23 protein-coding genes are annotated in these 24,496 nt (G+C 61.2%); 6 read left to right on the top strand and 17 right to left on the bottom strand.

Annotation, left to right across the window (positions count from 1 at the left end; genetic code table 11):
- Window positions 1–21 precede the first annotated feature (21 nt).
- From K3759_RS02940 to K3759_RS02950, 3 genes are all read right to left on the bottom strand, one after another.
- Window positions 22–261 carry a hypothetical protein gene (locus tag K3759_RS02940; RefSeq protein ID WP_259984243.1) on the bottom strand — a complete coding sequence of 80 codons (240 nt, stop codon included), beginning with the start codon at window positions 259–261 and terminating at the stop codon, window positions 22–24.
- Between the two features lie 110 nt (window positions 262–371).
- Complete coding sequence (locus tag K3759_RS02945; protein ID WP_259984244.1) at window positions 372–620, bottom strand: DUF6552 family protein; 249 nt, start codon at window positions 618–620, stop codon at window positions 372–374.
- A complete protein-coding gene (locus tag K3759_RS02950; RefSeq protein WP_259984245.1) occupies window positions 610–1,314 on the bottom strand; it encodes an SDR family oxidoreductase in 705 nt (234 codons plus the stop codon). Before K3759_RS02950 ends, K3759_RS02945 begins: the two co-directional genes overlap by 11 nt.
- A 118-nt stretch (window positions 1,315–1,432) precedes the next feature.
- Between K3759_RS02950 and K3759_RS02955 the strand changes: the two genes are divergently transcribed.
- Window positions 1,433–2,320 (top strand): LysR substrate-binding domain-containing protein, encoded by an 888-nt coding sequence (locus K3759_RS02955; RefSeq protein ID WP_259984246.1) that lies wholly within the window; start codon window positions 1,433–1,435, stop codon window positions 2,318–2,320.
- Here K3759_RS02955 and K3759_RS02960 read toward each other — a convergent pair.
- Window positions 2,317–2,973, bottom strand: a complete 657-nt coding sequence (locus K3759_RS02960; RefSeq protein WP_259984247.1) for a GntR family transcriptional regulator — start codon at window positions 2,971–2,973, stop codon at window positions 2,317–2,319. The two genes, K3759_RS02955 and K3759_RS02960, sit on opposite strands and share 4 nt — an antisense overlap.
- A 171-nt stretch (window positions 2,974–3,144) precedes the next feature.
- On the opposite strand from K3759_RS02960, the gene K3759_RS02965 reads away from it, so the two are divergent.
- The 3 genes from K3759_RS02965 to K3759_RS02975 all read left to right on the top strand — a co-directional run bounded on the left by K3759_RS02965 (window position 3,145) and on the right by K3759_RS02975 (window position 5,919).
- Entirely contained in the window at window positions 3,145–3,954 is an 810-nt protein-coding gene (locus K3759_RS02965) for an ABC transporter substrate-binding protein (protein ID WP_259984248.1), read from the top strand.
- 81 nt (window positions 3,955–4,035) lie between these two features.
- Entirely contained in the window at window positions 4,036–4,707 is a 672-nt protein-coding gene (locus K3759_RS02970) for an amino acid ABC transporter permease (protein ID WP_259984249.1), read from the top strand.
- Window positions 4,708–4,779: 72 nt separating this feature from the next.
- On the top strand, window positions 4,780–5,919 hold the full coding sequence (locus K3759_RS02975) for an aminotransferase class V-fold PLP-dependent enzyme (protein WP_259984250.1): 1,140 nt from the start codon (window positions 4,780–4,782) through the stop codon (window positions 5,917–5,919).
- A 26-nt stretch (window positions 5,920–5,945) separates the two neighbouring features.
- On the opposite strand, the gene K3759_RS02980 is transcribed toward K3759_RS02975, so the two are convergent.
- The 5 genes from K3759_RS02980 to K3759_RS03000 all read right to left on the bottom strand — a co-directional run bounded on the left by K3759_RS02980 (window position 5,946) and on the right by K3759_RS03000 (window position 14,465).
- Window positions 5,946–7,535 carry an ATP-binding protein gene (locus K3759_RS02980; protein ID WP_259984251.1) on the bottom strand — a complete coding sequence of 530 codons (1,590 nt, stop codon included), beginning with the start codon at window positions 7,533–7,535 and terminating at the stop codon, window positions 5,946–5,948.
- Window positions 7,536–7,689: 154 nt separating this feature from the next.
- Window positions 7,690–8,748: a dipeptidase gene (locus K3759_RS02985; protein WP_259984252.1), complete on the bottom strand. Its 1,059-nt coding sequence runs from the start codon at window positions 8,746–8,748 to the stop codon at window positions 7,690–7,692.
- An 88-nt stretch (window positions 8,749–8,836) separates the two neighbouring features.
- Window positions 8,837–10,909 carry a 3-hydroxyacyl-CoA dehydrogenase NAD-binding domain-containing protein gene (locus K3759_RS02990; RefSeq protein ID WP_259984253.1) on the bottom strand — a complete coding sequence of 691 codons (2,073 nt, stop codon included), beginning with the start codon at window positions 10,907–10,909 and terminating at the stop codon, window positions 8,837–8,839.
- Complete coding sequence (locus K3759_RS02995) at window positions 10,909–12,204, bottom strand: acetyl-CoA C-acetyltransferase (protein WP_259984254.1); 1,296 nt, start codon at window positions 12,202–12,204, stop codon at window positions 10,909–10,911. The genes K3759_RS02990 and K3759_RS02995 overlap by 1 nt, the downstream gene beginning before the upstream one ends.
- The gene (locus K3759_RS03000) at window positions 12,201–14,465 is read right to left on the bottom strand and encodes an acyl-CoA dehydrogenase (protein ID WP_259984255.1); all 2,265 of its coding nucleotides are present in this window, start codon (window positions 14,463–14,465) and stop codon (window positions 12,201–12,203) included. Before K3759_RS03000 ends, K3759_RS02995 begins: the two co-directional genes overlap by 4 nt.
- 159 nt (window positions 14,466–14,624) lie before the next feature.
- On the opposite strand from K3759_RS03000, the gene K3759_RS03005 reads away from it, so the two are divergent.
- On the top strand, window positions 14,625–15,479 hold the full coding sequence (locus tag K3759_RS03005) for a fumarylacetoacetate hydrolase family protein (RefSeq protein WP_259984256.1): 855 nt from the start codon (window positions 14,625–14,627) through the stop codon (window positions 15,477–15,479).
- Between the two features lie 5 nt (window positions 15,480–15,484).
- Here K3759_RS03005 and K3759_RS03010 read toward each other — a convergent pair whose 3' ends face one another.
- The 7 genes from K3759_RS03010 to K3759_RS03040 form a co-directional block, all read right to left on the bottom strand.
- Complete coding sequence (locus K3759_RS03010; RefSeq protein WP_259984257.1) at window positions 15,485–17,560, bottom strand: ATP-binding protein; 2,076 nt, start codon at window positions 17,558–17,560, stop codon at window positions 15,485–15,487.
- A 167-nt stretch (window positions 17,561–17,727) separates the two neighbouring features.
- Entirely contained in the window at window positions 17,728–18,588 is an 861-nt protein-coding gene (locus tag K3759_RS03015; RefSeq protein WP_259984258.1) for an alpha/beta fold hydrolase, read from the bottom strand.
- Entirely contained in the window at window positions 18,588–19,658 is a 1,071-nt protein-coding gene (locus K3759_RS03020; RefSeq protein ID WP_259984259.1) for a branched-chain amino acid ABC transporter permease, read from the bottom strand. Before K3759_RS03020 ends, K3759_RS03015 begins: the two co-directional genes overlap by 1 nt.
- A 7-nt stretch (window positions 19,659–19,665) precedes the next feature.
- Window positions 19,666–20,658 carry a branched-chain amino acid ABC transporter permease gene (locus tag K3759_RS03025; protein WP_259984260.1) on the bottom strand — a complete coding sequence of 331 codons (993 nt, stop codon included), beginning with the start codon at window positions 20,656–20,658 and terminating at the stop codon, window positions 19,666–19,668.
- 11 nt (window positions 20,659–20,669) lie between these two features.
- Complete coding sequence (locus tag K3759_RS03030) at window positions 20,670–21,371, bottom strand: ABC transporter ATP-binding protein (protein ID WP_259984261.1); 702 nt, start codon at window positions 21,369–21,371, stop codon at window positions 20,670–20,672.
- On the bottom strand, window positions 21,368–22,135 hold the full coding sequence (locus K3759_RS03035) for an ABC transporter ATP-binding protein (RefSeq protein ID WP_259984262.1): 768 nt from the start codon (window positions 22,133–22,135) through the stop codon (window positions 21,368–21,370). The genes K3759_RS03030 and K3759_RS03035 overlap by 4 nt, the downstream gene beginning before the upstream one ends.
- Before the next feature lie 72 nt (window positions 22,136–22,207).
- Window positions 22,208–23,407, bottom strand: coding sequence for a substrate-binding domain-containing protein (locus K3759_RS03040; protein ID WP_259984263.1), 1,200 nt, complete (start codon window positions 23,405–23,407; stop codon window positions 22,208–22,210).
- A 97-nt stretch (window positions 23,408–23,504) separates the two neighbouring features.
- Here K3759_RS03040 and K3759_RS03045 point away from each other — a divergent pair, with 97 nt between their 5' ends.
- Window positions 23,505–24,110, top strand: coding sequence for a LuxR C-terminal-related transcriptional regulator (locus tag K3759_RS03045; protein WP_259984264.1), 606 nt, complete (start codon window positions 23,505–23,507; stop codon window positions 24,108–24,110).
- 12 nt (window positions 24,111–24,122) lie between these two features.
- Here K3759_RS03045 and K3759_RS03050 read toward each other — a convergent pair whose 3' ends face one another.
- A complete protein-coding gene (locus K3759_RS03050; protein ID WP_259984265.1) occupies window positions 24,123–24,353 on the bottom strand; it encodes a hypothetical protein in 231 nt (76 codons plus the stop codon).
- Window positions 24,354–24,496 lie beyond the last annotated feature (143 nt).

Raw genomic sequence — 24,496 nt, forward strand, 5'->3', positions numbered from 1 at the left:
AGGCAGGCGGCGGCAGAGTGGCTAGTCGTCGAGATCACCGTCATCGGGTGTCGTGTGCAGGTAGATATGGCCGATCTTGCGGATCAGCGGAATGTTCACAAAGGCAACGATGGCGGCGGCAATCCCAAGACGGCCGAGGACGCTCAGCGGCATCTGATCGTCTCCTTTGGCGTAGATCAACACCACGAAGGTCACCACCAAAAACCAGATGGCGAGGCTTATCAGCAGGCGGCGCATAGGATGTTTTGGTATTTCAGTCATGGCCGCCTCAGATTGCACGCTCCTCCGCACTATTCCGAGGGTGTGAGTAATCCGCAAGGGCGATCCATAAGGCGGCAGCCCCGGATCAAAGCCCGTGAGCCGCCTGAACGTTACTGGCTTGCCATCCCCGCCAGCATCGCTCCCATGGCGATGAGATGCACCAGCGTAATCGCCCGATCGTTCCAAAGCACCCCGACGATCAACCAACCCAGAACCCCCACCACAAAGAGGTAGAGGTTCCATGGCGTCCAGCCAAAACCGGTGGCGGCATAACCGAGGGTCTGGATCACCGAGGCGACCCATTTAACCCAGAACGCCAGTTGCGCCGGGGCTGCGCGCGCGATTACCTCAGACGCCACGGGTCAGCCCACCATCAATACGCCAGTTCTGCCCGGTCACATAGGCTCCGCCTTCGGAAGCGAGCCAGCCTATCAGCGAAGATACTTCGGCCTCGGTTCCGTAGCGCCCCTTGGGAATGCGCGCCCGGCGGTCTTCGGTCTCGGGCAGACTGTCGATAAACCCCGGCAGGACGTTGTTCATGCGAATGTTCTGGCCCGCGTATTGATCTGCGTAGAGCTTGGTGAAACCCGCGAGCCCGGCCCGGAAGACGCCTGAGGTGGGGAAAAGCGGGTCCGGCTCAAAGGTGGCAAATGTTGAGATATTGATAATCGCGCCGCCGCCCTGCGCCGCCATGATCGGCGTCACCAGACGCGTGGGGCGGATCACGTTCATCAGGTAGACATCCAGACCGCCGTGCCAATCTTCGTCGGTCATCTCAAGAATGTCGCCCTTCGGCCCGTGCCCAGCAGAGTTCACCAGCACATCAACGCGGCCCCAGCGGTCCATCGCGCCATCTACCAACTGGGCCAGCGCCTCTTGCGATTGGTTCGAACCGGTGATGCCAAAGCCACCTAATTCTGTGCCGAGCGCCTCTCCCTTGCCGGAGGAGGAAAGCACGCCGACCTTGAAGCCATCAGCGGCCAGTTTGCGGGCCGCACCCGCGCCCATGCCGCTGCCGCCAGCTGTCACAAGTGCTACTTTTTCTGCTGTCATCGGATATGCTCCTTATGCTGTGCAGCGATTGCGCTGCGGGGGTATGTCTTGTTAATTAGGCGTTGAAGGCTGTCGCAACCAGCCAGATGCATTGTCGTATGACTGTAGGAATTCTATCGTGCCACGTGACGTACCACTGCCGCCCCTGAACGGGCTCCGTGCCTTTGCCGCAGCGGGGCGGCATATGAACCTTCGCGCGGCTGCGGATGAGTTGGGCGTTACTCAAGGGGCGGTCGCCCAGCAGGTACGCGGGTTGGAGGGTCATTTGGGGCTGCGCCTGTTCCTGCGCGAGCCGCGCGGCCTAGCCTTTACCGAAGAGGGGCGCGCCTATCATACCTCCGTGTCGCGCGCTTTCGAGCAGTTGGTCGAGGCAACGGATGCCCTACGCAGTGCGCCCGCGCGGGTGACAATCAGCGTGACCCCGACCTTCGCGTCGAAATGGTTGATCCCCCGCCTGTCAGATTTCACCGAAGCCCACCCGGGCATCGATCTGCGCATCACAGCGACGGAGCGGGTGGCGAGCTTTCATGCGGATGGGATCGACCTCGCCGTTCGGCAGGCACGTCCGCCCTTCGGTGCGAGCCTGCGGGCTGATCTGCTGTTCGCGCAGGAGGTTGTGGCGGTCTGCTCGCCCAGTTTGATTGTTGAGGACGCGCCGTTGAATGCGGCAGGTTTGGCGCGTTTGACCCTGCTGCACGACACGCATGACCTTTGGCCGCGCTATGCGGAAGAAGCATTTGGCAACGCCGCAAAACCGGCGCGGCGGTTGCGGTTCAATCAGACGACACTGAGCCTTGATGCGGCCTTAGCAGGGCAGGGGGTAGCCTTGGCAAGCCGCTTTTTGGTCCAGCGCGATCTTAAGGCGGGGCGATTGGTGCGTCCGGTGTCTCATGTGATGGCGGGCGGCTTGGACTTCTACCTGCTCTCCCCGCGCCAAGGGGTTTCAAGCGCCGGGATTATCGTGCGCGATTGGCTTTGCGCGGTGGCGAAGTGCGAGGCAGGTTAATCCTGCTCGCGGGCTTTGAGGCGCAGGAAGCTATCCTCCCCGGCCAAAACATAGCGCAGGAGCAAAAGCTCAACCTTGGCCGCGTCGCGTTCGACAAAGGCGCGCAGCATGTCGCGTTGAAGATCGACGAGGGTTTCGTGGGCGGTGGCGTCGCGCAGGGTTGCCATGCGAACGGCTTGGATTTGCGCCATGTAGCGCAGGATCGTGTCGCGCAGCTCGATATTGGGCACGGCCATGATCCATGTGCGGCGGATGTCTTCCGAGGCGGCGTAGAGGCTCTCAATTTCGCCAGTCTCTAAGGTGCGTTCGGATTGCTCGACCGCGCGGGTGAGAGTGGCGATGTCGTCTTCGGTCAGCTGATTGGTCGCCAGCGCGGCGGCGCGGGGTTCCAGCAGACGGCGCAGTTCGAAAATCTCGCATATCTGGCGCATCGACAGGTTGGGCAGGGTGAAGCCCCGCGTCGTGCTGTCGAGATAGCCCTCATGTGACAGGCGCATCAGCGCATCGCGCACGGGCATCCGCGAGACATTGAACTCTTCGGCGACGGCAGTGTCGACAAAGCGGTCGCCATGGCTGATCTCCCCCCGCTGTATCCGCCCAAGGAAGATGTCATAGATCTGATCTTTCATGTGGCGCTTGGCAGTGCGGGGCATTCGGACCTCTGTAAAAGTATTCGATTGTGATCCGAACATGCGCAAGGAATGCGCATATGGCTAGGTATAAGTTTGCATACTTGAAAAATTCAATTGAATTAGTATACGGAAACTGGCAGCCATACTGTGAAACTTGCCGCGTTGCGCGGGGATGTTCACAGGGAGAAAAACATGAATCTGAAGAAAAATCTGATCGTTGGCCTCACCGTTGCGGCCTTCACGGCACTGTCTGGCGTATCGGCCATGGCGCAGGATGTGCTGAAAATTGGCTCCTACCCGGCGAACCCGCCGTGGGAGTTCAAGAACGAAGCCGGGGAGTTCGAAGGCTTTGAGGTCGACATCATCAACGAAGTCGCGGCAAGGATCGGCAGGACGACCGAGATCAGCGGCTACGACTTTCGCGCGCTCTTTGTCGCCACGGCATCGGGGCGAGTGGACGCGGTCATTTCTTCGTTGACCATCACCGATGAGCGGCTTGAGGCCCAGTCTTTCACGCAGCCCTATTTCTCAGGCGCGCTTGGTGTGGGCACAAAGACCGACGCAGGTATCGCTGATTTGGACGGGCTGAAAGGCAAGCGCATCGGCTCCATCGCCACGTCGTTCCCGGAGAACTGGTTGAAGGAGCGTGAGGCAGAGCTCGGGTATAAATCCTATTCCAGCTATGACACCACGGCGAATATGCTGACCGATCTGCGCAGTGGCCGGATTGATGCTGCCGTGAACGATATCGTCAGCCTGCGCTATGCCTTTGCCCAACCGACGATGCAGGGGCTACAGGTCTCGGTCGAGATCCCGACGGGCGATAAATTCGCGATCATGATGCCCAAAGGCTCCGAGCATCTGGAGGCGGTCAATGACGCGATCTCTTCGATGAAAGAGGATGGCACCATGGCGGCGCTCTATGAAAAATGGCTGGGCGTGGCACCTGCTGAGGGCAGCCTTGCCGTCACACCGTTGCCCGTGCCGACTTCTGCTGACTGACGAAGTTGAGGCCGCGGGCGAGGCGTTACCCGCTTGCGGCCTCAAGACTGGCCTCATGCGACCAAACTGACGGAATGCGCTATGGAAATCCTCGATATCTTCTTCAATCTCGACGTGATGCGCCGCGCTTTCCCCATTCTGATGCGCGGGTTGGTCAACACGATCCTGCTGGGTTTCGCGGCGATCTTCTTTGGCGGCATCCTTGGCGTGCTGGTCTGTCTGGTGCGGCTTTACGCGGCCAAGCCGTTCCGGCTGCTGGCGGTTCTGTATACGGATATCTTTCGCGCCATTCCGGTTTTGGTGGTGTTGATCCTCGTCTACTACGCGCTGCCGTTTGCCGGAATTGTCTTTTCCTCCTTCGTCGCGGCGACCATTGCGCTGGCGCTGGTGCTGGCGGCCTATACGGCCGAGGTCGTGCGCGCCGGGATCGAAGCCGTGCCGCGCGGCCAGTTCGAGGCCTGCGATGCGCTTGGCCTGTCCTTTGTCACCACCATGCGCAAGGTGATCCTGCCGCAGGCGTTTCGTATGATGATCCCGCCGCTGGCCTCCTATGCCGTGGCGATCATGAAAGACACCTCGCTGGCCTCGGTCGTGGCGATGGATGACCTGTTAAAGCAAGCCACCGATGCGCAGGCGCTTTTCGCCAATCCGACGCCGCTGTTGCTGGCCGCGCTGATTTATATCGCGATCCTTTGGCCCATGGTCCGTTTTACTGGCTGGCTAGAGCAGCATTACAAGCGCGGCTATCGCTGAACCCTTCCGCCGTATTTCACAACATTCTACCGTCCCGCGCCCCTGCGCGGCCCACACCCTACGGAGATTACAATGTCCACAGAAACAGGAACGGGCGACGCCTATCTCCTTTATCACTCCATCGGCCAATACCCCGGCAAACATGCGGATATGCTGGCCGGGCTCACCGATTTCACCGATGCTTGGGCCGCGCCCAACGGCGATCAATGGGCCGATGTCCTGCCCAAACGCCAGCAGTTCATCGACCTCTGGGCCGAGTTGATCGGCGCGCCCAAGGGCACTGTCACCACGACCGAAAGTGTCACCACCGGGCTGATGGCCGTCATTGGTGCGCTGCCCGAAGGCACCCTGCGCGGCAAGAAAGTCTTGGTGGCCGAGGATGGCTTTCCCTCGTTGCATTTCCTGCTCACAGGGCTGTCGAAGCGCTTTGGTTTCACGTTGAACACAGTGCCGATCCGCCAAGGTGGGCATTGGGTCGAGGCCGCAGATATCATTGCGGATTGGGACGAGGACGTAGCGCTGGTCTTGCTCACATGGGTCAGCTCGACCACCTCGCACCGGTTGGACATACCGCAACTGGTGGCGCATGGCCGCAAGATGGGCTCGCTCATCGGGGTGGATATGACGCAGGCGGTGGGGCTGTTGCCCTATGATGTGACCGCGCCGCGGGTGGATTTCGCGCTGTCGACCAGCCTGAAATGGATGTGCGGTACGCCGGGCGCGGGGATCGTCTATATGGACGCTAACCTGATCCCCCGGTGCGAACCGGAAATGCGCGGCTGGTTCTCGCAAGGCAACCCGTTCTCATGGGATTTGGACGCCTTCGAATTCGCGCCCGACATTCGGCGGCTCGACAGCGGCACACCGTCGACGGTGCCGGCGGTGGCAAGCCTTCCGGCAATGAAATGGCGTATGGGCCAAAGTACCGAGACATTGGCAGCGCATAACCGCAAGCTGACCGTGCAGTTGCAGGCAGGGCTGAAGGAGATGGGTCTGACCCTCGCCAGCCCAAGTGATCCCGAGCAGCGCGGCGGCAGCCTGATGGTGGTCTTGCCTGAACACATCGACGCTGCCGATGTGGTGGCGCAACTGGCGGCGCTGGAAATCTACGTCGACAACCGCAGCCAGATCCTGCGGATGTCGCCGGGTGTGCTGACGACCACCGCGGGGATTGAGCGCACGTTACAAGCGCTGCGCGCATTCTTGCTTTAGCGTTTGGTAAGGCCTTCGATGTGTTGTCAGGAGGCGGCCATCGCATCTGCCAGCGTTTTAAGGGCGGGGAAATCGACGAAAAAGGTCGTGCCTTCGCCCTCAGCCGTTTCAAACCGGATGTTGCCAAGGTGCTGGTCAACGATAGCCTTGACGATGCTCATGCCCAGCCCGTGCCCCTCTTCCACACGGTAGCTGTCCCCGCGCGAGAACCGCTCGAACAAGATCGGCTGTAGCTCAAGCGGTAGCCCGCTGCCGTGGTCCTGCACCCAGAACCCGGTGCCATCTTTCGAGATACCGAGCGTCACCGTACCCCCATCGTCCGAGGCTTTGATCGCGTTGGACAGCAGGTTTGACAACAGCCGCATAAGCCGCCCTTCGTGAAGGCGCAGCAGGGGGGCAGGGGACGCCGACGGGATCATCTTCAGTTCGACCCCGCGATCTTTGGCATATGAGACCAACGTCTCAAAGGCTTGCGCCAGCAGAGGTGCTAAGGGGCGTTCGGCGAACCCCGATTGATCCGGCCTGCGCAGGGTTTCCACATCAAGAATATCCGCCACCATCTGATCGATTGCCTGCGCGTTGCGCAGCGCAAGCCGCAGGAGTTTTTGCTTTTGCGGGGGCAAGTCCTCTTGGCCTGCCTCAAGCAGGCGCAGCGCGCCGGTGAGCGAGGTGAGCGGTGTTTTCATCTCATGGCTGACTGTCGCGATAAGCTGGTCTTGGGCGCGTTCAAACTCGCGCTGCTTGCTCACGTCTCGCACGACACCAAGAAAGCCCAGATGCTCGCCGCGATCGGTCTCGACCTTGGCGGTTGAGACTTGGCCCTCGAAGGTGGTCCCATCGGCGCGGCGGCAGGCAATCGAGAGCTCTCCGCGTGTATTGGCTGCCTGTGGGTTGAACCGCTCCTCGCCCGCGCGTTCATAGCTGCCGAGGGTCTCATAAAGGACCGCCGTCTGCCGCCCCAAAAGCTCGTTCGGCTCATAGCCGAAAAGCGTTTTGACCGCTGGGTTGACCAGCGCCACGCGGCGGTTGGGATCGGCCATGATGATCGCTTCGGGCACGGCATCAACCATCGCTTTGAGCAGCCCACGCTGTTCGCGCAAATCACGGCGTTCGGATTGAAGGGTCAACTCACTGCCCAGCCAACGCGCGAGGAACTGAACAAACTGCACCTCCGCCTTGCTGAACGGCGCAGTGCGCGGCGCGGTCCCGGAAAAGTTCAGCGTACCGAAAAGGTCGCCGCCGGATTTCAGCGGCAAACCAATATAGCTTTCCAGACCAAAGTTTTCATAGCACGGGTGGGTCGAAATCTCTTGCTGTCCGGCGTGGTGGAACGAGGTCACATCAACATTGCCAAGCGTGTGCAAACAATAGGTGCCATTGATATCAAAAGTGCTGCCGGGCGCGGGCGCCCAGTCTGGGCCAAAGACATAGAGGCATTCGTAAACCGGGTGATCCACGCGGGAGACGATGCCCAGCTCAAGGCCGAGTGCCTCTGTGCCCAGTTGCAAGAGCTTGGCGATCTTGTCTTCGACGGAGAGGTCAGGTTCGACAGCAAGCATGTAAAGTTGCCGCAGCGGATCATCGAAATCCGCCAAGGCGTTGTAAAAGTCGTTCATCTAGGCCTCTGTCGTCCACGTCTTATCTGGCTTGGTTAAAAGGCAGATGTTCCGCCCAAGGTATCCCCCTCAGGCACCGCTGCCAATGCCGCTGCAGCTGAATTAGGGCGAGTTTGTGGCATTTCACCCTGGAAAATCACGCGGACCGCGGCCGTTAGTCGCGCCAAGTCCGCTCAAGCACGGCAAGCCAATTTTCGTGACACAGTTTCGCCAGCAGAGCCTCGTCATAGCTATGAGCGCGCAGAGCATCACAGAGCGCGGGCAAACCGGTGGCATCTTTCAGTTTGGCCGGCACCTCCGCCCCGTCGAAATCCGAGCCAAAGCCGACGCGGTCTTCGCCAAGCTGGGCAATGAGGTGGTCAAGATGGCGCAGCATGGCGTCAAACCCGTCACCGCTGGTTCTGCGCCCATCGGGGTTGAGGAACCCGCTGGCGAAATTCACTCCAACCATCCCGTCACTGTCGCGGATCATGCCGAGTTGCCGGTCCGTCAGATTACGCGTGGACGGCGTGATTGCATGGGCGTTGGAATGGGTCGCCACCAGCGGCGCGTCCGAAAGGGCGGCGACATCGTTGAAACCGGCTTCGTTCAAATGCGACAGATCGAACAGAATGCCCAATTCATTGCACAGACGCAGCAAGTCCTTTCCCGCAGGCGTCAACCCCGGCCCGGTATCGGGGGAGGCGGGAAAGGCGAAGGGAACGCCATGCCCAAAGACCGTCGGACGGCTCCAGACCGGGCCAAGCGAGCGCAGCCCCATGTCGTGAAAGAGATAAAGCGCATCAAGGTCCGGGCCAATCGCCTCGGCCCCCTCAATATGCATGATCGCGGCAATGATATCGTGATCGAGGCAATGGCGCAGTTCGGCCACCGTGCGGCAGATTTTGAATTGCCCGTCCGAGGCGCGTTCCATCCACTTAAGATGCCCGGCCATCGCCAGCGCAACGGGCTGCGCCTCGGCCATTGGAATCTCATCAGGCAAGGCAAAGGCATAGGGCGGGCTTTTCATCTGCTCCATTAGATCGACGTCAGGCATGGGCGACGAGATGTAGATGGCAAAGAAGCCCCCGGCAAAGCCCCCTTGGCGCATTCGCGGCAGGTCAAGATGGCCTTCGTCGGTATGGGTCAGAAACGTCGTCTCGCGGTTTTCAGGATCGCGCAGCAGGCGCAGCAGAAAATCGTTATGGCCGTCAAAAATTTTTGGGCTGGTCATCTTTTGCTTCTTCTCGCTGCTATTGCGACAGGGGGCTAGCATGGCGGCGACGGGGCTGACCAGTCAGAAGCGTGGCCCCTCCTGTGGGTTAACCGAAACTCTGCCACCCCGGGTCAGGCGCAAACCGCGGGCCGTGCGCCTTTTCCAATATGCGCAACCGTTCGGCCACATCGCGCGTGCCGCGCGTGCGGGCATAGTTCAGCGGCCCGCCCCGGAAAGGCGCCCATCCGGTAGCAAAGATCATCGCGGCATCGATCTGATCGGCGTCTTTAGCCACATTCTCGCGCAGTACTTCGACGGCAGCGTTTAACATCGGCAGGATTAGACGGTCGGTCAGATCAGCGGGGCCGGACGCCTCGGTATCCGGGTGCGGCGTGCCGTCGGTCCAGTCGTAAAATCCGCTGCCGGTCCTGCGCCCCAGTTCTCCCTGTTCGACCCGCGCGTGCAGCATATCGGTGATCTCAGCCATCGGCTTGTCGAGGCGGTCGCGCAGGCTTTCGGCCACATGCAGGCCGATGTCGAGCCCCACCTGATCGGCCAGGGCTACCGGCCCCATCGGCATGCCAAAGCGCAGGGCAGCACTGTCGATCACCTCCTTAGGAACGCCTTCGTCCATCAGTACCATCGCCTCCATCAAATAGGGGGTGAGGATGCGGTTCACGACGAAACCGGGGTAGTCGCCAACCTGGGCGGGCAGCTTGCCAATGGCACCGCAGAGGGCGGCCAAACGGGCCGCAGTCTGGGCATCTGTACCGGCCCCCAGCACCACTTCAACCAGCGGGATTTTGGCAACCGGATTGAAGAAATGCAGTCCTGCAAATCGCGCCTTGGCAGGAGCATGGGCGCTGAGATCATCGACACCAAGGCTAGAGGTGTTGGTCGCAAGGATCGCACCTTCCTTCATGCGCGCCGTGAGCCCGGCGTAGATCTTCTCTTTCACGTTCACCCGCTCCGGGGCGGCTTCAATCACCAGATCAGCTTGAGCGATGCCGTAGCCTTTGGGGTCGGGCATCAAACGATCCAGCGCGTCGCGCGTCTCAGTACTGCTCAGGTGTTTGTCATCGCAGAGCTTTGCCGCCTGTTTCACCGCGCGGCCAAGGGCTGCGCTATCCACGTCGCTCAAACTCACGCGCTTGCCCCGGATCGCGGCCACGGCGGCAATCTCGGCCCCCATAGCCCCGGCGCCGATGACATGCACATGGGCAATCTCGTCGTCACCCTTGGCCGTTTCCTTGAGTTTCTGGCGAAGGAAGAACACCCGTCGCAGGTTCTTGGAGCTGTTCGTTTTTAGCAGGTTGGCGAAGGATCGTATTTCGCCGCGCTGCATGGTCGCACGGTCGGTGCCGTGTTCCTCCCACAGCTCGATCAGCGCATGGGGGGCCGGGTAGTGATCGGCGGGCGCACGTTCTTCTGTCCGGTTGCGCATCTGGCGGGCGAGCAGCGTCCGGGCCTGTTCCAGGCCAAGTGCGCGCGTTTTAAGGCCGGGTTCCGCCCGCTCCACCCCCGTTTCGGCCAGCGTTCGGACGGCAGCAGCGATGTGGCGCTCTTCGACCACCTCATCCACGATGCCCAACGTCTTGGCGCGTTTGGTATGGGCGGTTTTTCCGCTCAGCATCATTGTCATCGCCTCGGTCGGGTCGATCGGTGCAGGCAGACGAAAGGTGCCGCCAAGTCCGGGATGCAGGCCAAGTTGCACTTCGGGGAAGGCGAAAGATGCCCCCGGCACCGCGATGCGCATGTCGCAGGCGAGCGCCAGTTCAAACCCCGCGCCGAGTGCTGCACCGTGGATTACGCAGATCGTTGGGCAGGAAAGGTTCTCCAGTCGGTCCAGTACCGCATGGCCTTGGGTCAGCAGGTCCGCCGCGCCTGCATCGCTCATCTTAGCAAACCCGGTGATATCGGCCCCGGCGGCGAACCCCCCCAGTTTGGCCGAGCGGATCACCACGGCGCGGGGGGGGTCATTTTCGGCGTCAGAGACATGCCGCTCCAACTCGCGCAGCACATCGCCTGAGATCGTATTAGTGCCACTGTCAGCCTTATCCAGCGCAAGCCAAAGGATACCCTCCGCATCGCGGCCCGCGCGCCAGTTGCCCTCGCGGGTGGTGGCCGCGCCGAGTTCGAGTTTGCTCTCACCCAAGAGTTTTAGGACATATCCCGTCATCACACCGCCTCCAGCATCATTGCGCCGCCAAGGCCGCCGCCGATACATTCCGTTGCAATGCCGCGTCTGGCACCACGCGCTTTCATCGCATTGGCCAAATGCAACACGATGCGGTTGCCACTGGTGCCGACCGGGTGGCCGAGCGAGATCGCCCCACCATCGATATTCAGCCGGTCACGGTCAATCCGGCCAAAGGCTGCGTCATACCCCAGAACCTCGCGGCAAAACTCTGTGTCATTCCAAGCGGCCAGACATGAGAGAACCTGTGACGCGAAGGCTTCGTTCAGCTCCCAAAGATCGATGTCATCCACCCCCAGCCCATGCCGCTGTGCAATAGGGGTGGCGGCCAGCACAGGCCCCAGACCCATGATCGACGGGTCGAGCGCGGCCCATTCGCTGTCGGTGATCTCGGCCAGTGGGGTTAGCCCATGCGCCTCTACCGCGCGTTCGGACGCAACGATAACCCAGCTTGCGCCATCGGTGATCTGGCTGGAATTGCCCGCTGTCACCTTGCCATGTGGCTTTTCGAACACCGGGTTCAGCTTGGCAAGGCTCTCCATATCGCTGTCGGGGCGCACGCCGTCGTCGTGGTCATAAACGGTACCGTCCCGGTCGAAGGCGGGCATGACCTCATCGTCCAGAACCCCATCGTCCTGTGCGGCGGCAAGGCGGTGATGACTTTGCACCGCATAGGCGTCTGCGGTGGCTCGGTCGATTCCAAAGCGATGGGCGAGCACTTCAGCCGTCTGTCCCATATTCAACGCCGTGATCGGATCGGTCAGCCCGCGCTCCAGCCCGATGACGGGTTTGAAGAACTCGGGACGCAGACCCGTCATGGCGCGGGCCATATCCAATGGTCCCTTGGCAGCATTCATCCGGCCAAACCACTCTACTGCCGATTGGCGCAGCACAAGAGGCGCGTGGCTAAGCGCCTCGGCCCCGCCAGCGAGGATCATTTGATGGCTGCCATCGCGGATGTAGCGGTAGGCGGTGTCGATGCTCTGCATTCCCGAGCCGCAGTTGATCTGCACGGTAAAGGCGACTGTCTGCTCCCCGAGCCCCAGCCGCAGGGCGGCAACGCGGGCGGGGTTCATTTCATCGGCGATAACGTTGACGCAGCCGAGGATCACCAGATCAAAGGCTGCGCGGTCAAAGCTTTGACGGGCCAGCAGGGGCCGGCCAGCCTGCACGGCCAGATCGACCGGGGTGAAGGGACCGGGCCCCTGACGGGCCTTCAGAAACGGGGTCCGCGCTCCGTCGACAAGGAAGACGCGCTGCGCTTTGGGATGGGTCATTCGGCGGCCTCTCTCGGGTTGGTTTTATCGTCGTCATCCTGCGGCGGGTCTAGGTCGGGAAAGTAGTGGGCAAGCGCCTCAGGCGTGTAGTCATCCACAGCAATTACCTTGGTAACGAGGTCATTCATCACGGTAAGTTCGGCCATTTCGGCATCGCTGAGGATACCGGCCTGTCGCGCCTCGGCAGGGGTCTTCTTAGCGTCGCGCAAGCGCTTTTTCACCGGCTCCATTTCCACCACCTTGGCATAGCAGCGGTTCAGCAGGTCGATCCCATCTCCGTCGTGGCCCGGAAACAACTGCCCGGTGATCCGATCGCGGGTGGCAGAGGGCGCATAGATCAGCGCGCTGCACTGCACGGTCAGCGCATCATCCGGGCCGTGACGGCCCCGACCCGGTAGAGTAAGCACACGCAGCAGCCACGCGGCCCAACGTGCGGGGAGGTTGGCGATAACGCCATCCAGCGCCGTTTGAATGCGCGAGAAAGCATCGGCGGCGGCGTATTGCAGCAGCGGTAAATCCGTCTCTTGTCGGCCTTCGTCCTCCCATCGTTTGAGCGCGGCAGATAGGATATACATTTCAGACAGGATATCGCCCATCCGGCCTGAGATCATCTCTTCGCGTTTGAGCGCCCCGCCAAGGGTGAGAAAGAGAAAATCCGCCGTCAGCGCATAGGCTGACGACCAACGCCCAAGCTCGCGGTAGATCGGTGTCGCGGCTCCCGCATCGGGGGCAGGGGCGAAGCGTCCACCTGTCAGCGCGCGACCCCAAGCGCGGAACAGTGTTTTCGTGGTATGACCCACATGCGCCCAGAGGGATTTGTCGAACGCCTCCAGCGCCTCGGCCTTATCTTCTTTTTGCAGCGCAAGCATATTGTCGAGCATGTGAGGATGGGCGCGGATGGAACCTTGGCCGAAGATGATCAGGCTGCGGGTGACGATATTCGCCCCCTCCACCGTGATGCCGATAGGTACGGCGCGGTAAAGTGGCAGCAGGTAGTTCAGCGGCCCGTCGATCACGGCTTTACCTGAATGCACGTCCATCGCGTCATTCAGGGCTTCGCGCATCTTGAAGGTCGCATGGGCTTTCATAATCGCGGAAATGACGGAAAGCGCGCGGCCTTCGTCCAAGCCCGCGCATGTCAGATGCCGCGCAGCATCCATGGCGTAGGCATCCGCCGCAAGCCTCCCCATCCGCGCTTGTACCCCGCCAAACTTGCCGATGGGCAGGTTGAACTGCTGGCGGATGCGCGCATAGGCCCCGGTGGTATGAGCGGAAAAGGCAATGGCGGCGCAGCCCATTGAAGGCAGGGAAATACCGCGCCCGGCGGCCAGCGCGGACATCAGCATCATCCAACCTTTGCCAGCATATTCCGCCCCGCCGATGATGTGATCAAGGGGGATGAAGACATCCTTACCCGTCGTCGGCCCGTTCATGAACATGGTGGAGGAGGGCAGATGTCGCCGCCCGGTCTCGACCCCCGGCAGGTCAGTCGGCACCAAAGCACAGGTGATGCCAAGGTCGGGCGTATCGCCCAGCAGCCCATTCGGATCGCGCAATTGAAAGGCGAGCCCGAGGACCGTGCAGACCGGGGCGAGGGTGATATAGCGCTTGGCCCAGTTGAGGCGGATGCCAAGGACCTCTTCGCCCTGCCAGATGCCTTTCTCGATCACCCCCTCATCGACCATGGCTGAGGCGTCTGATCCGGCTTCTGCGCTGGTAAGGCCAAAGGCGGGCAACTCGCGCCCATCGGCAAGGCGGGGAAGCCAATGGTCCTTTTGCGCATCTGTGCCAAATTGATGCAGCAGCTCACCGGGACCGAGGGAGTTGGGCACCATCACCGTGACAGCCGCAGCGACCGAACGCGACGAGATGTAGCGCACGACTTCGGAGTGGGCAAAAGCCGAGAAACCCAAGCCGCTGTGGGCCTTGGGAATGATCATGCCAAAGAATTTCTTGTCCCGCAGGAAGGTCCAGGCCGCGGGCGGCAGGTCAGCGGCCTCGTGGTTAATTTTCCAATCGTCGATCATGGCGCAAAACTCTTGCACCGGACCGTCGAAAAAGGCCTGCTCCTCTGCGTTCAACCGGGGTGCCTTGACCGCGCGCAGTTTTGACCAGTCTGGATTGCCTGAAAAAAGCTCCGCCTCCCACCAGACTTCGCCCGCCGTCAGTGCCTCGCTTTCGGTTTGCGATAATGCAGGCAGGGTCTTTTGGGCCCAACGGAAAATCGGTTTGGTGAGCAGGTCGGTACGCAGGTTTTTCATGGGAACCCCCTTCATCAAGCCAACGCCACTCAGGTCTTGTCGGTTCCTCTCTCCTTGCGTCAGGGAGCAGTCCCACCTCGGCCTCTGCAAAGGAGTGGCCAGCGCCGTTTCTTTGACTATGGTATCGGCAGCGATGGTTAGGAAAGGGAGAGCCAGGTCATGCGATTGATGCGATACGGGGCGCGCGACGGAGTGAAGACGCCAGTGGTGCTGGATGCGGCGGGCAAAGCGCGGGATGTCTCGAGCCTTGTGGCAGATTTCACGCCTGAGACGATCCCGGCGCTGCGCAAGACGCTCGATGGTGTCGATCTGGAAGGGCTGCCGCTGTTCGAGACCCAAGGCCAGCGCATCGCGGCACCGGTGGGCCAGCCGCGCAACATCTGGGGCATCGGGCTGAACTATTCCGATCACGCCGCTGAGGCGGGGATGGAGGTGCCGACCGAACCGATCCTTTTCAACAAGGCCAGCGGCAGCTATTGCGGGCCAAACGACCCGCTCCTCTATGCCAAGGGGATGAGCAAGCTGGATTGGGAGGTGGAGTTGGGCGTGGTGATCGGGCGCAGCGCGCTGAATGTAAGCCGGGAGCAGGCGTTGGATCACGTGCTGGGCTACTGTGTCGTCAACGATGTGTCAGAGCGCGCTTGGCAGGCCGAGCGGGGTGGCCAATGGGTCAAGGGCAAAAGCTTCCCCAATTTCTGCCCTACAGGTCCGGTGTTGGTGACAGGCGATGAGTTGGGCGATCCCGGCAAGCTCTCCCTATGGACCGAGATCAATGGTGAACGGCTTCAAGATGGCACGACCGAGAAAATGGTCTTCGATGTGGCGGCTATCATCTCCTACATGTCCGAATTCATCCAGCTAGAGCCGGGCGATCTGATCTGCACTGGCACCCCGCCGGGGGTGGGTATGGGCTTTAAACCGCCACGTTATCTAAGCCCCGGCGACCGGGTTCGACTGGGCGTCGAAGGGCTGGGCGAACAGGAACAGGTCGTCGAGCGGTTGGCCGAAAGCTGAGGAGGTTACGCCACCTCAGCCTCTCGCGCTTCGGCGGCGGCGACGGCAATGGCGGGGCGCAAGGGGAGGGTTAGCAGGAAGGTGCTTCCCTTGCCCATGATGCTGGTCGCCACAAGGCTGCCACCATGGGCCGTGGCAATATCGCGTGAAATCGCAAGGCCCAGCCCGGTTCCACCAAAGCGCCGTGTGGCGGTGGAATCGACTTGATGGAAGGGCTCAAAAACACGCTCCAACTCGTTCTCCGGGATGCCGATGCCTGAATCCGTGACGCGGAACTCAACGACCTCCCCGCGAATGCGACAGGTCAGCGAGATCGTGCCCTGGTCCGAGAATTTCGTTGCATTGCTCAGCAGATTGATCAAGACCTGCTGGATCCGCTTACCATCGGCCAGCATCACGCCAGTGGCCGACTTTACGTTAAATTCCAAACCTTTGTCTTCGATCATCGGACGCAATTGATCTGCGGTTGGGGTGACGATATCGTCGATCTGCACCGGCTCCATCGTGATCGAGAGACTGCCGGCGTCGATCTTAGCGAAATCAAGCACCTCGTTGATCAGGGTCAGCAGATGATTGCCCGACCGTTCCACCGTTTGCATAATGTCGCCCAGCTTGCTCATCGTGGCAGACAGCTTGGGCGCCAGAGTTTCACGGGTCTGAGGATCAGCATCAATGGCGGTGCAAAGGTCGCGCGCCGCCGGGGTGCGGTCGAAATGCCGCGCAAGGCGAACATGGCCCAGAATAACGGTCAGAGGTGTGCGTAACTCATGGCTCAGCACGCCCATAAAGTCGGTCTTGGCCTTATTCGCGTCCTCCGCCGTCAACAGCGCTTTCTTTAAATCAGTCACGTCGATCCGCAGACCAACAACACTGCCGTCTTCCATGCGGCGGTCAGAGGTGCGGATGATGCGGCCATCGGGCATGCGCTGCTCGGTTTCAAAGGCGCCGTTCTCACGCTTTTCCAGCCAGACGCGGATCCATTCCTCTTCCTTGCCGACGGCATCAGGCACGATCCCACGGCGAATGCTATCACGCACGATCTTTTCGTAGGTTGATCCGGGCTTCACTACGTCGCTGTAGTCATGGATTTCGCGGTATTTTTCGTTGCAAAGGACCAATGTGCCCTTGGGATTGTACATGACAAAACCATGGTCCAAGGCTTCGACACCTGTGCGCAAGCGTTCTTCGGCCAACTTGCGGTTCTCGGCCAAGCGCATGATATACCACGCGAAAACAGTAACCCCAAGTGCACCTTGGACGCGCAAAAGCCAATGCAGCCAGAAATCAGGTCGATGCTCTGGCCAGCCGCCTTTGATGGTGGCAGCCAATTGCCAAACACCAAAAGTAAAGTTGAAGTCGAGCTCGATCGGGTTGACCATGGAAAGGGTCGGATCGCCAATGATCGTCTGTTCAATCTGCCCCTCTGGGGTCAGTTCGCGGATGGCCAGATCGTATTTCTCGGCCAATTCAGGAATCTGCAGCCGCGTGACAAAGGCATCGTAATCCAGCACCATGGACAGGATGCCCCAGGGCAGGTTCGTTTCTACATCTGAACCGCCGTTTGCGTAAAAGATTGGGTGACGCAAGATCAGTCCGCGCCCGCCTTGAACAAGGTCGACCGGCCCGGTGACCAAACCCTCGCCGCTTTTCATGGCCTGTTCGACCTTCGGCAGTTGCGCTTCGTTCTGCCGGTAGTCCAGACCCAACACGCTTTGGTTGGCCTCATAAGGGTGGACGATGGTGACAACGAGGTCGGGTGCCACCGCAAGGTTAATCACATCGGGATTGTCGGTCATGAACTCCGCCGCGCGGGCGCTGAACTCAGACTGAGTAATGTTCGGGTTCTCGCTGACGACCGTGGCCAATTCGCGCAGTTTTAGGATTTGGTCAAAGATATCCGCGCGGATCCGCTCACGCACTTCGATCAGTTCTAATGTGGTATCGAGTTCGAGGTCCTGCATGTAGGTTTGATAGGAAAGGGTCTCGATCCGATGGCCGAAGCCAAGGACAACGCCGCCCAATGCCACCAGAATGAAAATCTGTTTCGCACGTTGAGACAGTGCATTTCTAATCTTTTTCATGCCGGTTTTTGCCCAAGTCGGTCTCTGTCCTCTGCGCCCCGGCCTTCTTAGTGCCGGGTTCGCCCTTAAGGCATTAGACTGCAGAGTTCTTTGCTGACGCAAGAAAAATACCTGCCCGCTGGAAAATGCCCGGGCAACAGCGTCAAATTTGCAAGTGGGGCTTTTTTCTAAGAAGCAGCATGACCCAGCAATTCGTTCAAAACACCGCGCAACAGGGTGATATCCGCAGGGTTGGACATGTTGGGTGCATGGCCGCAGTCGGGAAACTGGGTCATACTGGGGCGCGGTCCGCTTTCAGTCATCCGTTTGGCCGCTTCGGGCAGCAGCAAATCCGACTGCGCGCCGCGCAAAAGATGCGTGGGTGTGGAGGTGCGGCCCCAACGGTCCCAGGTGGAAAGCTCATGCGCTGAGGCGGTGAATTGGACGGTAATACGTGGATCATAATGCAGCGTCAGCCGCCCGTCGCCGCGACGGCGCAGCGAAGACCGTGCCATGCGCTGCCAAAAAGCGTCGGCGGCGGGACCGAAGGGCGCGTAGGTCGCGCGCAGCCACGCCTCGCCCTCTGTAAAGCTGCCAAAGTCGGGGAGGCTGCCGACATAAGACAGGATCCGCTCGACCGCAGCCTCGGGCAGTTCGGGGCTGATGTCATTCACCACGAGCGCGCTGATCCTGTTTGCGTCACGGCCCGAGGCGATATGCATGCCTATCATGCCGCCCAAGGAGGTGCCGAGCCACGCCGCACAGTCGATCCGATAGTGATCCAGCACATCCGTCGCGACGCCTGCGTAGTATTCGACCGAATATTCCGCCTCCGGATTGCGCGACCAGCTCGACAGCCCCCGCCCGATCATATCGGGACAGAGCACATGAAAGTCACGAGACAGGGCGGCGGCCACCTCATCAAAGTCGCGCCCGGTGCGCGCCAGTCCGTGTAGCATCATCAGCGCAGGCTTGGCCGGGTCGCCCCATTCGGTGACATGGATCTCGTGATCCATGACGGGGATAAAGCGGAAACGGGGGGAGGTCATCAGCGCGCACCCTTTTGCATGACAGTGCCGGTGATCCCCCGCGGGAAGAAATAGACCAGCAAGATAAAGATGATGCCCAACCAAAAAAGCCAGCGGTCAGGGTCGAGCAATTCCGGCAGCAGCGGAATGCTGGCAGTCGCCTCGGCGGCTGCCCCCATCAGGTCGCGCAGATAGTATTGCGCCATCACCATCAGCACGGCCCCGACAACCGCGCCCCACATCGTGCCCATGCCACCGATCACCACCATCAGCAGCATGTCGATCATGATGGCGAAGCTCAGCGTCGTGTCCGGCCCGGTGTATTTCAGCCAGACTGCATAGACCGTGCCAGCAAGCGAGGCGACGGCGGCCGAGAGGCAGAAGACGAAGGTACGGAAAGCCACAACACGGTAGCCGATGGCCTCGGCCCGGGCCTCGTTCTCGCGGATTGCCTTCAGGACCGAACCGAGCGGTGCCGCCACCACCCGCAGCATCAACAGGAACAGCGCCAGCGAGGTGAAGAACACGAAGTAATAGGCTGCGAGTTTGCCATTGAGCTTCACGCCGAAGAGCCGCGCTACTTTGCCGTCTGCGTCAACCATCAGTTTCGTCGCCGGTTTGAACAGGTCCGGCGCGCGGTAGGTGATCCCGTCTTCGCCGCCGGTGAACTGCGACAGCTGCGAGGCCAACACCAGTGCGACCGAAGCCGTCGCCAGCGTGATCATCGCAAAGAAGATCGCCTTCACCCGTAGGCTGAGCAGCCCGACGCCAGTGGCCACCACCAGCGAGACCAGCACACCCGCGACAGCGCCCAGGGCAACCGCGTCCCAGCCTGGCCCCATCTGGCGCAGGGCGATGGCGGCACCGTAGGCGCCGAAACCGAAGAACATCGTATGGGCGAAGCTGACGATTCCGGTGTATCCGATCAGCAGGTCATAGCTCGCCACCAGCACGATAAAGATACAGATGCGTGCGGCGACCTCGAGCGCGCGCACGTCCTGAAACAGGAAGGGCGCGAAGAGCAGCAGGGCGGCGATCACGAGAACGGCGGTTTTCACGGCGATGGTGCCGTAGGTCTGTTTGCTCTGCATACTCACCTCACTTCACCGCCGGGCGCAGCCCGTTGGGGCGCCACAGAAGGATTGCCGTCATCAGGATCATGTTGCTTGCCAGCGCCAGTTTCGGGGCGAGGAAGCCGACGTAATTCGCCGTCAGCCCCACCAGCAGCGCGCCCAAGAGCGTGCCCTCGATGGAGCCCAAGCCGCCGATGATCACGACGATGAAGACAACGATCATCATCTCGCCGCCAAGCGCGGGGGTGATCAGCGTCTCATAGCCCGCCCACATAGCACCACCCACGGCGGCCAGCGCAGAGCCGACCATAAAGACGCCGATGAATAGCCGGTCGATGCGAAAGCCAAGCGCCTCCACCATCTCGCGGTTCTCGACGCCGGCGCGCACGAGAAGGCCCAGCCGGGTGCGGTTCAGTACGAGGTAAAGGCCGATGAAGACCGCGAGACCAAGGCCGAAGGCGAAGATGCGGTAGATTTCGATGCTGACGTCCCCGATGATCCAAGCGCCTTCGAGGAATTGCGGTCGCAGCACGGTGATCGGCGTGCCGCCCCAAATGGCGAGGATGATCTGTTCCGACACGATCAGCGCACCCATGGTGATGAGGATCTGGCGCAGATGGTCGTGATAAACCGGGCGGATGATCACCGTCTCGAAAAACCACCCGGCGGCGAGGCCAAATGACATCGCCGCGATGATCGCGAGGCTCAGGGCCGCGATATTCAGCAGCACATTATCGGCCCCCAGCCAGCCGCTCAGCGCGGCCAGAACGGAGGCCGCGACAAAGGCGCCGAAGCTGACAAAGGCCGAGTGCCCAAAGTTCAGCACGTCCATCAGGCCGAAGATAAGGCTCAGGCCAGAGGCCATGAGAAACACCATCATCCCCATTGCCAGCCCCGCGACGGTCAGCGTGGCCCATGACGAAGGCGCGCCGATCAGCACGAAGGCCAGCGCCGCGAGGGCCAGCGGCAGCAGGTAGACCCCGCCGAAGCGTCCCAATGTGTCGGATATGCGATCCATGTTCTTCCTCATCACGACAGGCCCAACAGCCGGTCTTGCAGCGGTTTGTCGACGGCGAAATCGGCCATGGAGCCGCTGTGAACGACGCGACCGTCGTCGATCACCGCCATTTCGCGGCCCAATTGCCGGGCAAAGGCGAAGTTCTGTTCCACCAGCAGGATCGTTGCTTCACGTGAAATCTCGGCGAAGGCCTCGGCCATAGCGCTCACGATGGCCGGCGCGAGGCCTTTGGTCGGCTCGTCGATCAGGATCAGGCGCCGCGGCTCCACGATGGCGCGGGCGACGGCGAGCATCTGTTTTTGGCCACCTGAAAGCGACCATGCCTGTTTCGTCCAGAACCGCTCCAGCGCCGGGAAGAGCGTGGTGATGCGTTTCAGGCGCGTGGCGTCAAAACGGCCCTTGTCGGTCGCGAGGATCAGGTTTTCCTCCACCGTCAGGGTGCCGAAAATCCCCATGTTCTCGGGCACATAAGCAATCCCGCGTCGTGCGATGTCGGCGGTGTGCAAGCCAGTGAGGTCGGTGCCGTCAAAGCGCACCGTGCCGGGCGCGGGTTTCCACAGCCCCATAATCGAACGCAGCGTCGTCGTCTTGCCCGCTCCGTTGCGGCCCAGCAGGACAAAGACGCCGCCTTCGGGCACCGCAAGGCTCACGTCATGCAGCACGGCGTATTGGCCGATGTCGGTCTTCATGTGGTCGAGGGTCAGCAGGCTCATGCCGTCTCCTCCGTCGCGGTGCCTAGGTAGACGTCGCGTACGATCTGGCTGTCCATGACTTCGGCAGGTGCGCCATCGGCGAGCAATTCCCCGTTGTGCAGCACGATGATGCGGTCGGCCAGCGCGCGGACCACGTCCATCTTGTGTTCCACCAGCAGGACGGTCTTTGCCGGGTCGGCCTTGATCTGCGCAATAAGCTCCAGCACCTCGGGCGCATGGTCCAGCGACATGCCAGCGGTGGGCTCGTCGAACATGTAGATATCGGGCTCCATCGCCATCAGCAGCGCCACCTCCAGCTTGCGCTGGTCGCCATGGGGCAGGGCGGCGGCGGGCAGATGGGCGGCGCGGGTCAGGCGGGTGGCCTCGAGGTAATGTTCGGCGTCCTTGGTAAGCTCGGTGAAACGCTGCACCGGGCGCAGGAGCCGCCAGCCCGCGCCCTCTCGGGCCTGCACGGCAAGGCGGATGTTCTCCAGCACCGAGAGCTGCGGGAAGAGATTGGTCAGCTGAAAGGCGCGGCCCACACCTTGGCGCGCGCGCGCCGAGGGGGCCATGCGGGTGAGGTCGGTCTCGCCTTTCAGCACCTGTCCCGAGGTGGCGGCAAGCTGGCCCGAGATAAGGTTGAAATAGGTGGTTTTTCCGGCCCCGTTCGGGCCGACGATGGCGGTCAGCTCACCGGGGTGGAAGGCGCAGGAAACCTGATTGACCGCGACGTGACCGCCGAAACGAATGGTCAGGTCGCGTGTGACGAGCGAGGGCGAGGGCATGGGGAAACCTTTGGCGCGGATGCGGGCGCGGGGGGCGGCCCGCCCCAGTAGAGGGGGCGGGCCTATGGGTGATCAGTCGTTGGTGCGGCCGATGGGGATGTCCATCTCGTCCGCTTCTATGATGCGCACCAGATCGGGGATCGCCCAATCGACGTTCTCATCAACGCGGATTTTGAAATGCACCATGGACTGCAGCGCCTGATGGTCCTCGGGGCGGAAGGTCATGGTGCCCTTGGGCGTCTCCCATGACATGCCTTCCATCGCGGCGATCAGGTCTTCGGTCTCAAGGCTGTCGGCGGTCTCAATGGCTTTCACCGCGGCCAGGGCGGCGGCCATGCCACCGGCGGTGAAGAAGTCCGGCGGGCTGTCGAACCGCTCCTGATGGGTCTTTACCAGCCAGTCGTTCACCGGGTTGTCGTAGGCCTCATAGTAGTAATAAACCGCGCCTTCCATGCCCGGGAAGCGCTTGTAGGTCGGCAGCACCGGCAGGATATGCCCGCCCATCGAGATCTCGATGCCGAAGCGGGAGGGGTCAAGCGCCTGGATCTTGCCGGGCGCGTCGCCACCGCCAGCAATATAGACGAGGATCACCTTGCGGCCTTCCTTGTCCTTCAGCGCGTTGAACATCCGCTCCGCCGCGGCGGTGAAATCGGCAGTGCCCTGGGGCACGTATTCCTCGGTCACAACGGTCGCGCCGCTGCCATCCAGCGCGGCCTTGAAGGCGGCAATGCCGTCCTTGCCGAAGGCGTAATCCTCGGCGATGGTCGCGACATAGAGGTTCTCGTCCGGCTTCAGCGCCAGCGCCTGCGCCTGCATGTCCATCGAGGAGTTGCGCGATGTCTTGAAGACGTAGCGGTTGCTCTCGGGCCCGGTCAGGCTGTCGGCCACAGCGGGCTCCACGATCAGGATCTTCTCGTATTCCTCGGCGATCGGCAGCATCCCGAGCGCCACGCCCGAGGAGGTCGAGCCCACAGCCATCAGCACGTCATCGTCGCCGTAAGCCTCGGCCAGCACGGCACGGGCGACATCGGGCTTGAACTGCGTGTCTTTGATGATGAGTTCGATCTTGTGGCCCTTGACCGTGTTCGTGCCGTCGGTGGCATATTCGATGCCGAGCTCGAAACCGGTCTGCGCCTGTTTGGAGAAGGCTTCGAAACTGCTGCCCGACAGCCCGTGCACGAGGGCGATCTTGATCGGGTCTTCGGCCCATGCCGCTCCGGCAAAGGCCGCAATACTCGCCGTCACGGCGGCGATCCGCGTGAGTGTCTTCATGGTATCCTCCCTGGACGGGCCAGCGCGTTGTTGCACCGTCTCCCCCCGTCGACTAGCTTGAGTTTCGAGCATCCGAGAAAGAGATGATTGGGGCAAGATGGTGGAAATACGTACCGATGACTGCTTCCGCGATGGGCAATTCGCTGAACTGGCCTTCGTGCATGCACCCATCGGTCTGGTGGTGACGGAGAACAGGGTGATCCGCGAATGCAACATCGCCTTTGCACAGATGTTTGGCTATGAACGTGCGGCCCTGCGCGACCAATGGTTTTCGGTGCTATATCCGTCGGATGAAGAGTTCGTAAACATCCGCGACCGGGGCGTGGTGCAACTGCGCGAGACCAACACCTATTGGGATGAGCGCATCATGGCGCGCCGCGATGGTAGTCTCTTCTGGTGCCGGGTGCGGGGACATTCCTTCACCCCTGAAAGCCCGCTTGATCGCGCGGTCTGGAGCTTTGCCGATTTGTCGGGCGAGCGGCCCTATCTGCCACTGACCCGCCGCGAGCGCGAGATTCTAAGTCATCTGGCGGAGGGGCTGACCAGCAAGGAAATCGCCATCAATCTCGACATTTCGCACCGCACGGTAGAGGTGTATCGCGCCAAATTGTTGAAGAAATTTGGCGTCAACAACACGTCGGGCCTGTTTCATTCGCTGGGCGGCATCGACAGTGATCATGTGGTGTCTAACAGTCAAAAGTGAGCGGTTTGGCTCTCAGCCGGCGTCACCTCGTTCGTCGCCCTGATGCGAGGGCACTGTGGGCGGGGGAGTGTCAGAAGATTGGCCATCGCCGCCGGATGTCTCGGCCTTCTCTGCGGCCTCGGCCATCGCGTCGGCTTGGGCGTAGAGGCTGCGAATCTCCATCAACTCTGCCTCTGTCGGCACTTTGTTTGGCTTGTGCGTTTCATCAAACGTATCTGACCCTGAGTTTTGGTTATCTTTCATTACGCTAATCCAAATTTGTAACCTTAAAAATTGCCCGGCTGCTCCCGAGGCTGCGGATCAAATTACAGACCTAGGACTTTACGCCAATTGGGCAAAGCCCCCGTCAGATGAGGGTTATCCCTAACAATCAAAGGCAATGCGCT

The organism is Sulfitobacter sp. W027, from assembly GCF_025143985.1.
GTDB lineage: Bacteria > Pseudomonadota > Alphaproteobacteria > Rhodobacterales > Rhodobacteraceae > Sulfitobacter.

Excerpts from the sequence above, each read along its gene's own strand:
- K3759_RS02980 (WP_259984251.1), bottom strand. The coding sequence starts at position 7,535 with ATGAACGACTTTTACAACGCCTTGGCGGATTTCGATGATCCGCTGCGG.
- K3759_RS02970 (WP_259984249.1), top strand. The coding sequence starts at position 4,036 with ATGGAAATCCTCGATATCTTCTTCAATCTCGACGTGATGCGCCGCGCT.
- K3759_RS03000 (WP_259984255.1), bottom strand. The coding sequence starts at position 14,465 with ATGAAAAACCTGCGTACCGACCTGCTCACCAAACCGATTTTCCGTTGG.
- K3759_RS03020 (WP_259984259.1), bottom strand. The coding sequence starts at position 19,658 with ATGCAGAGCAAACAGACCTACGGCACCATCGCCGTGAAAACCGCCGTT.
- K3759_RS03045 (WP_259984264.1), top strand. The coding sequence starts at position 23,505 with ATGGTGGAAATACGTACCGATGACTGCTTCCGCGATGGGCAATTCGCT.
- K3759_RS03010 (WP_259984257.1), bottom strand. The coding sequence starts at position 17,560 with ATGAAAAAGATTAGAAATGCACTGTCTCAACGTGCGAAACAGATTTTC.
- K3759_RS03005 (WP_259984256.1), top strand. The coding sequence starts at position 14,625 with ATGCGATTGATGCGATACGGGGCGCGCGACGGAGTGAAGACGCCAGTG.
- K3759_RS02965 (WP_259984248.1), top strand. The coding sequence starts at position 3,145 with ATGAATCTGAAGAAAAATCTGATCGTTGGCCTCACCGTTGCGGCCTTC.
- K3759_RS02950 (WP_259984245.1), bottom strand. The coding sequence starts at position 1,314 with ATGACAGCAGAAAAAGTAGCACTTGTGACAGCTGGCGGCAGCGGCATG.
- K3759_RS02990 (WP_259984253.1), bottom strand. The coding sequence starts at position 10,909 with ATGACGGGATATGTCCTAAAACTCTTGGGTGAGAGCAAACTCGAACTC.
- K3759_RS02975 (WP_259984250.1), top strand. The coding sequence starts at position 4,780 with ATGTCCACAGAAACAGGAACGGGCGACGCCTATCTCCTTTATCACTCC.
- K3759_RS02940 (WP_259984243.1), bottom strand. The coding sequence starts at position 261 with ATGACTGAAATACCAAAACATCCTATGCGCCGCCTGCTGATAAGCCTC.
- K3759_RS02995 (WP_259984254.1), bottom strand. The coding sequence starts at position 12,204 with ATGACCCATCCCAAAGCGCAGCGCGTCTTCCTTGTCGACGGAGCGCGG.
- K3759_RS03050 (WP_259984265.1), bottom strand. The coding sequence starts at position 24,353 with ATGAAAGATAACCAAAACTCAGGGTCAGATACGTTTGATGAAACGCAC.
- K3759_RS03040 (WP_259984263.1), bottom strand. The coding sequence starts at position 23,407 with ATGAAGACACTCACGCGGATCGCCGCCGTGACGGCGAGTATTGCGGCC.
- K3759_RS03035 (WP_259984262.1), bottom strand. The coding sequence starts at position 22,135 with ATGCCCTCGCCCTCGCTCGTCACACGCGACCTGACCATTCGTTTCGGC.
- K3759_RS03030 (WP_259984261.1), bottom strand. The coding sequence starts at position 21,371 with ATGAGCCTGCTGACCCTCGACCACATGAAGACCGACATCGGCCAATAC.
- K3759_RS03015 (WP_259984258.1), bottom strand. The coding sequence starts at position 18,588 with ATGACCTCCCCCCGTTTCCGCTTTATCCCCGTCATGGATCACGAGATC.
- K3759_RS02960 (WP_259984247.1), bottom strand. The coding sequence starts at position 2,973 with ATGCCCCGCACTGCCAAGCGCCACATGAAAGATCAGATCTATGACATC.
- K3759_RS02985 (WP_259984252.1), bottom strand. The coding sequence starts at position 8,748 with ATGACCAGCCCAAAAATTTTTGACGGCCATAACGATTTTCTGCTGCGC.
- K3759_RS03025 (WP_259984260.1), bottom strand. The coding sequence starts at position 20,658 with ATGGATCGCATATCCGACACATTGGGACGCTTCGGCGGGGTCTACCTG.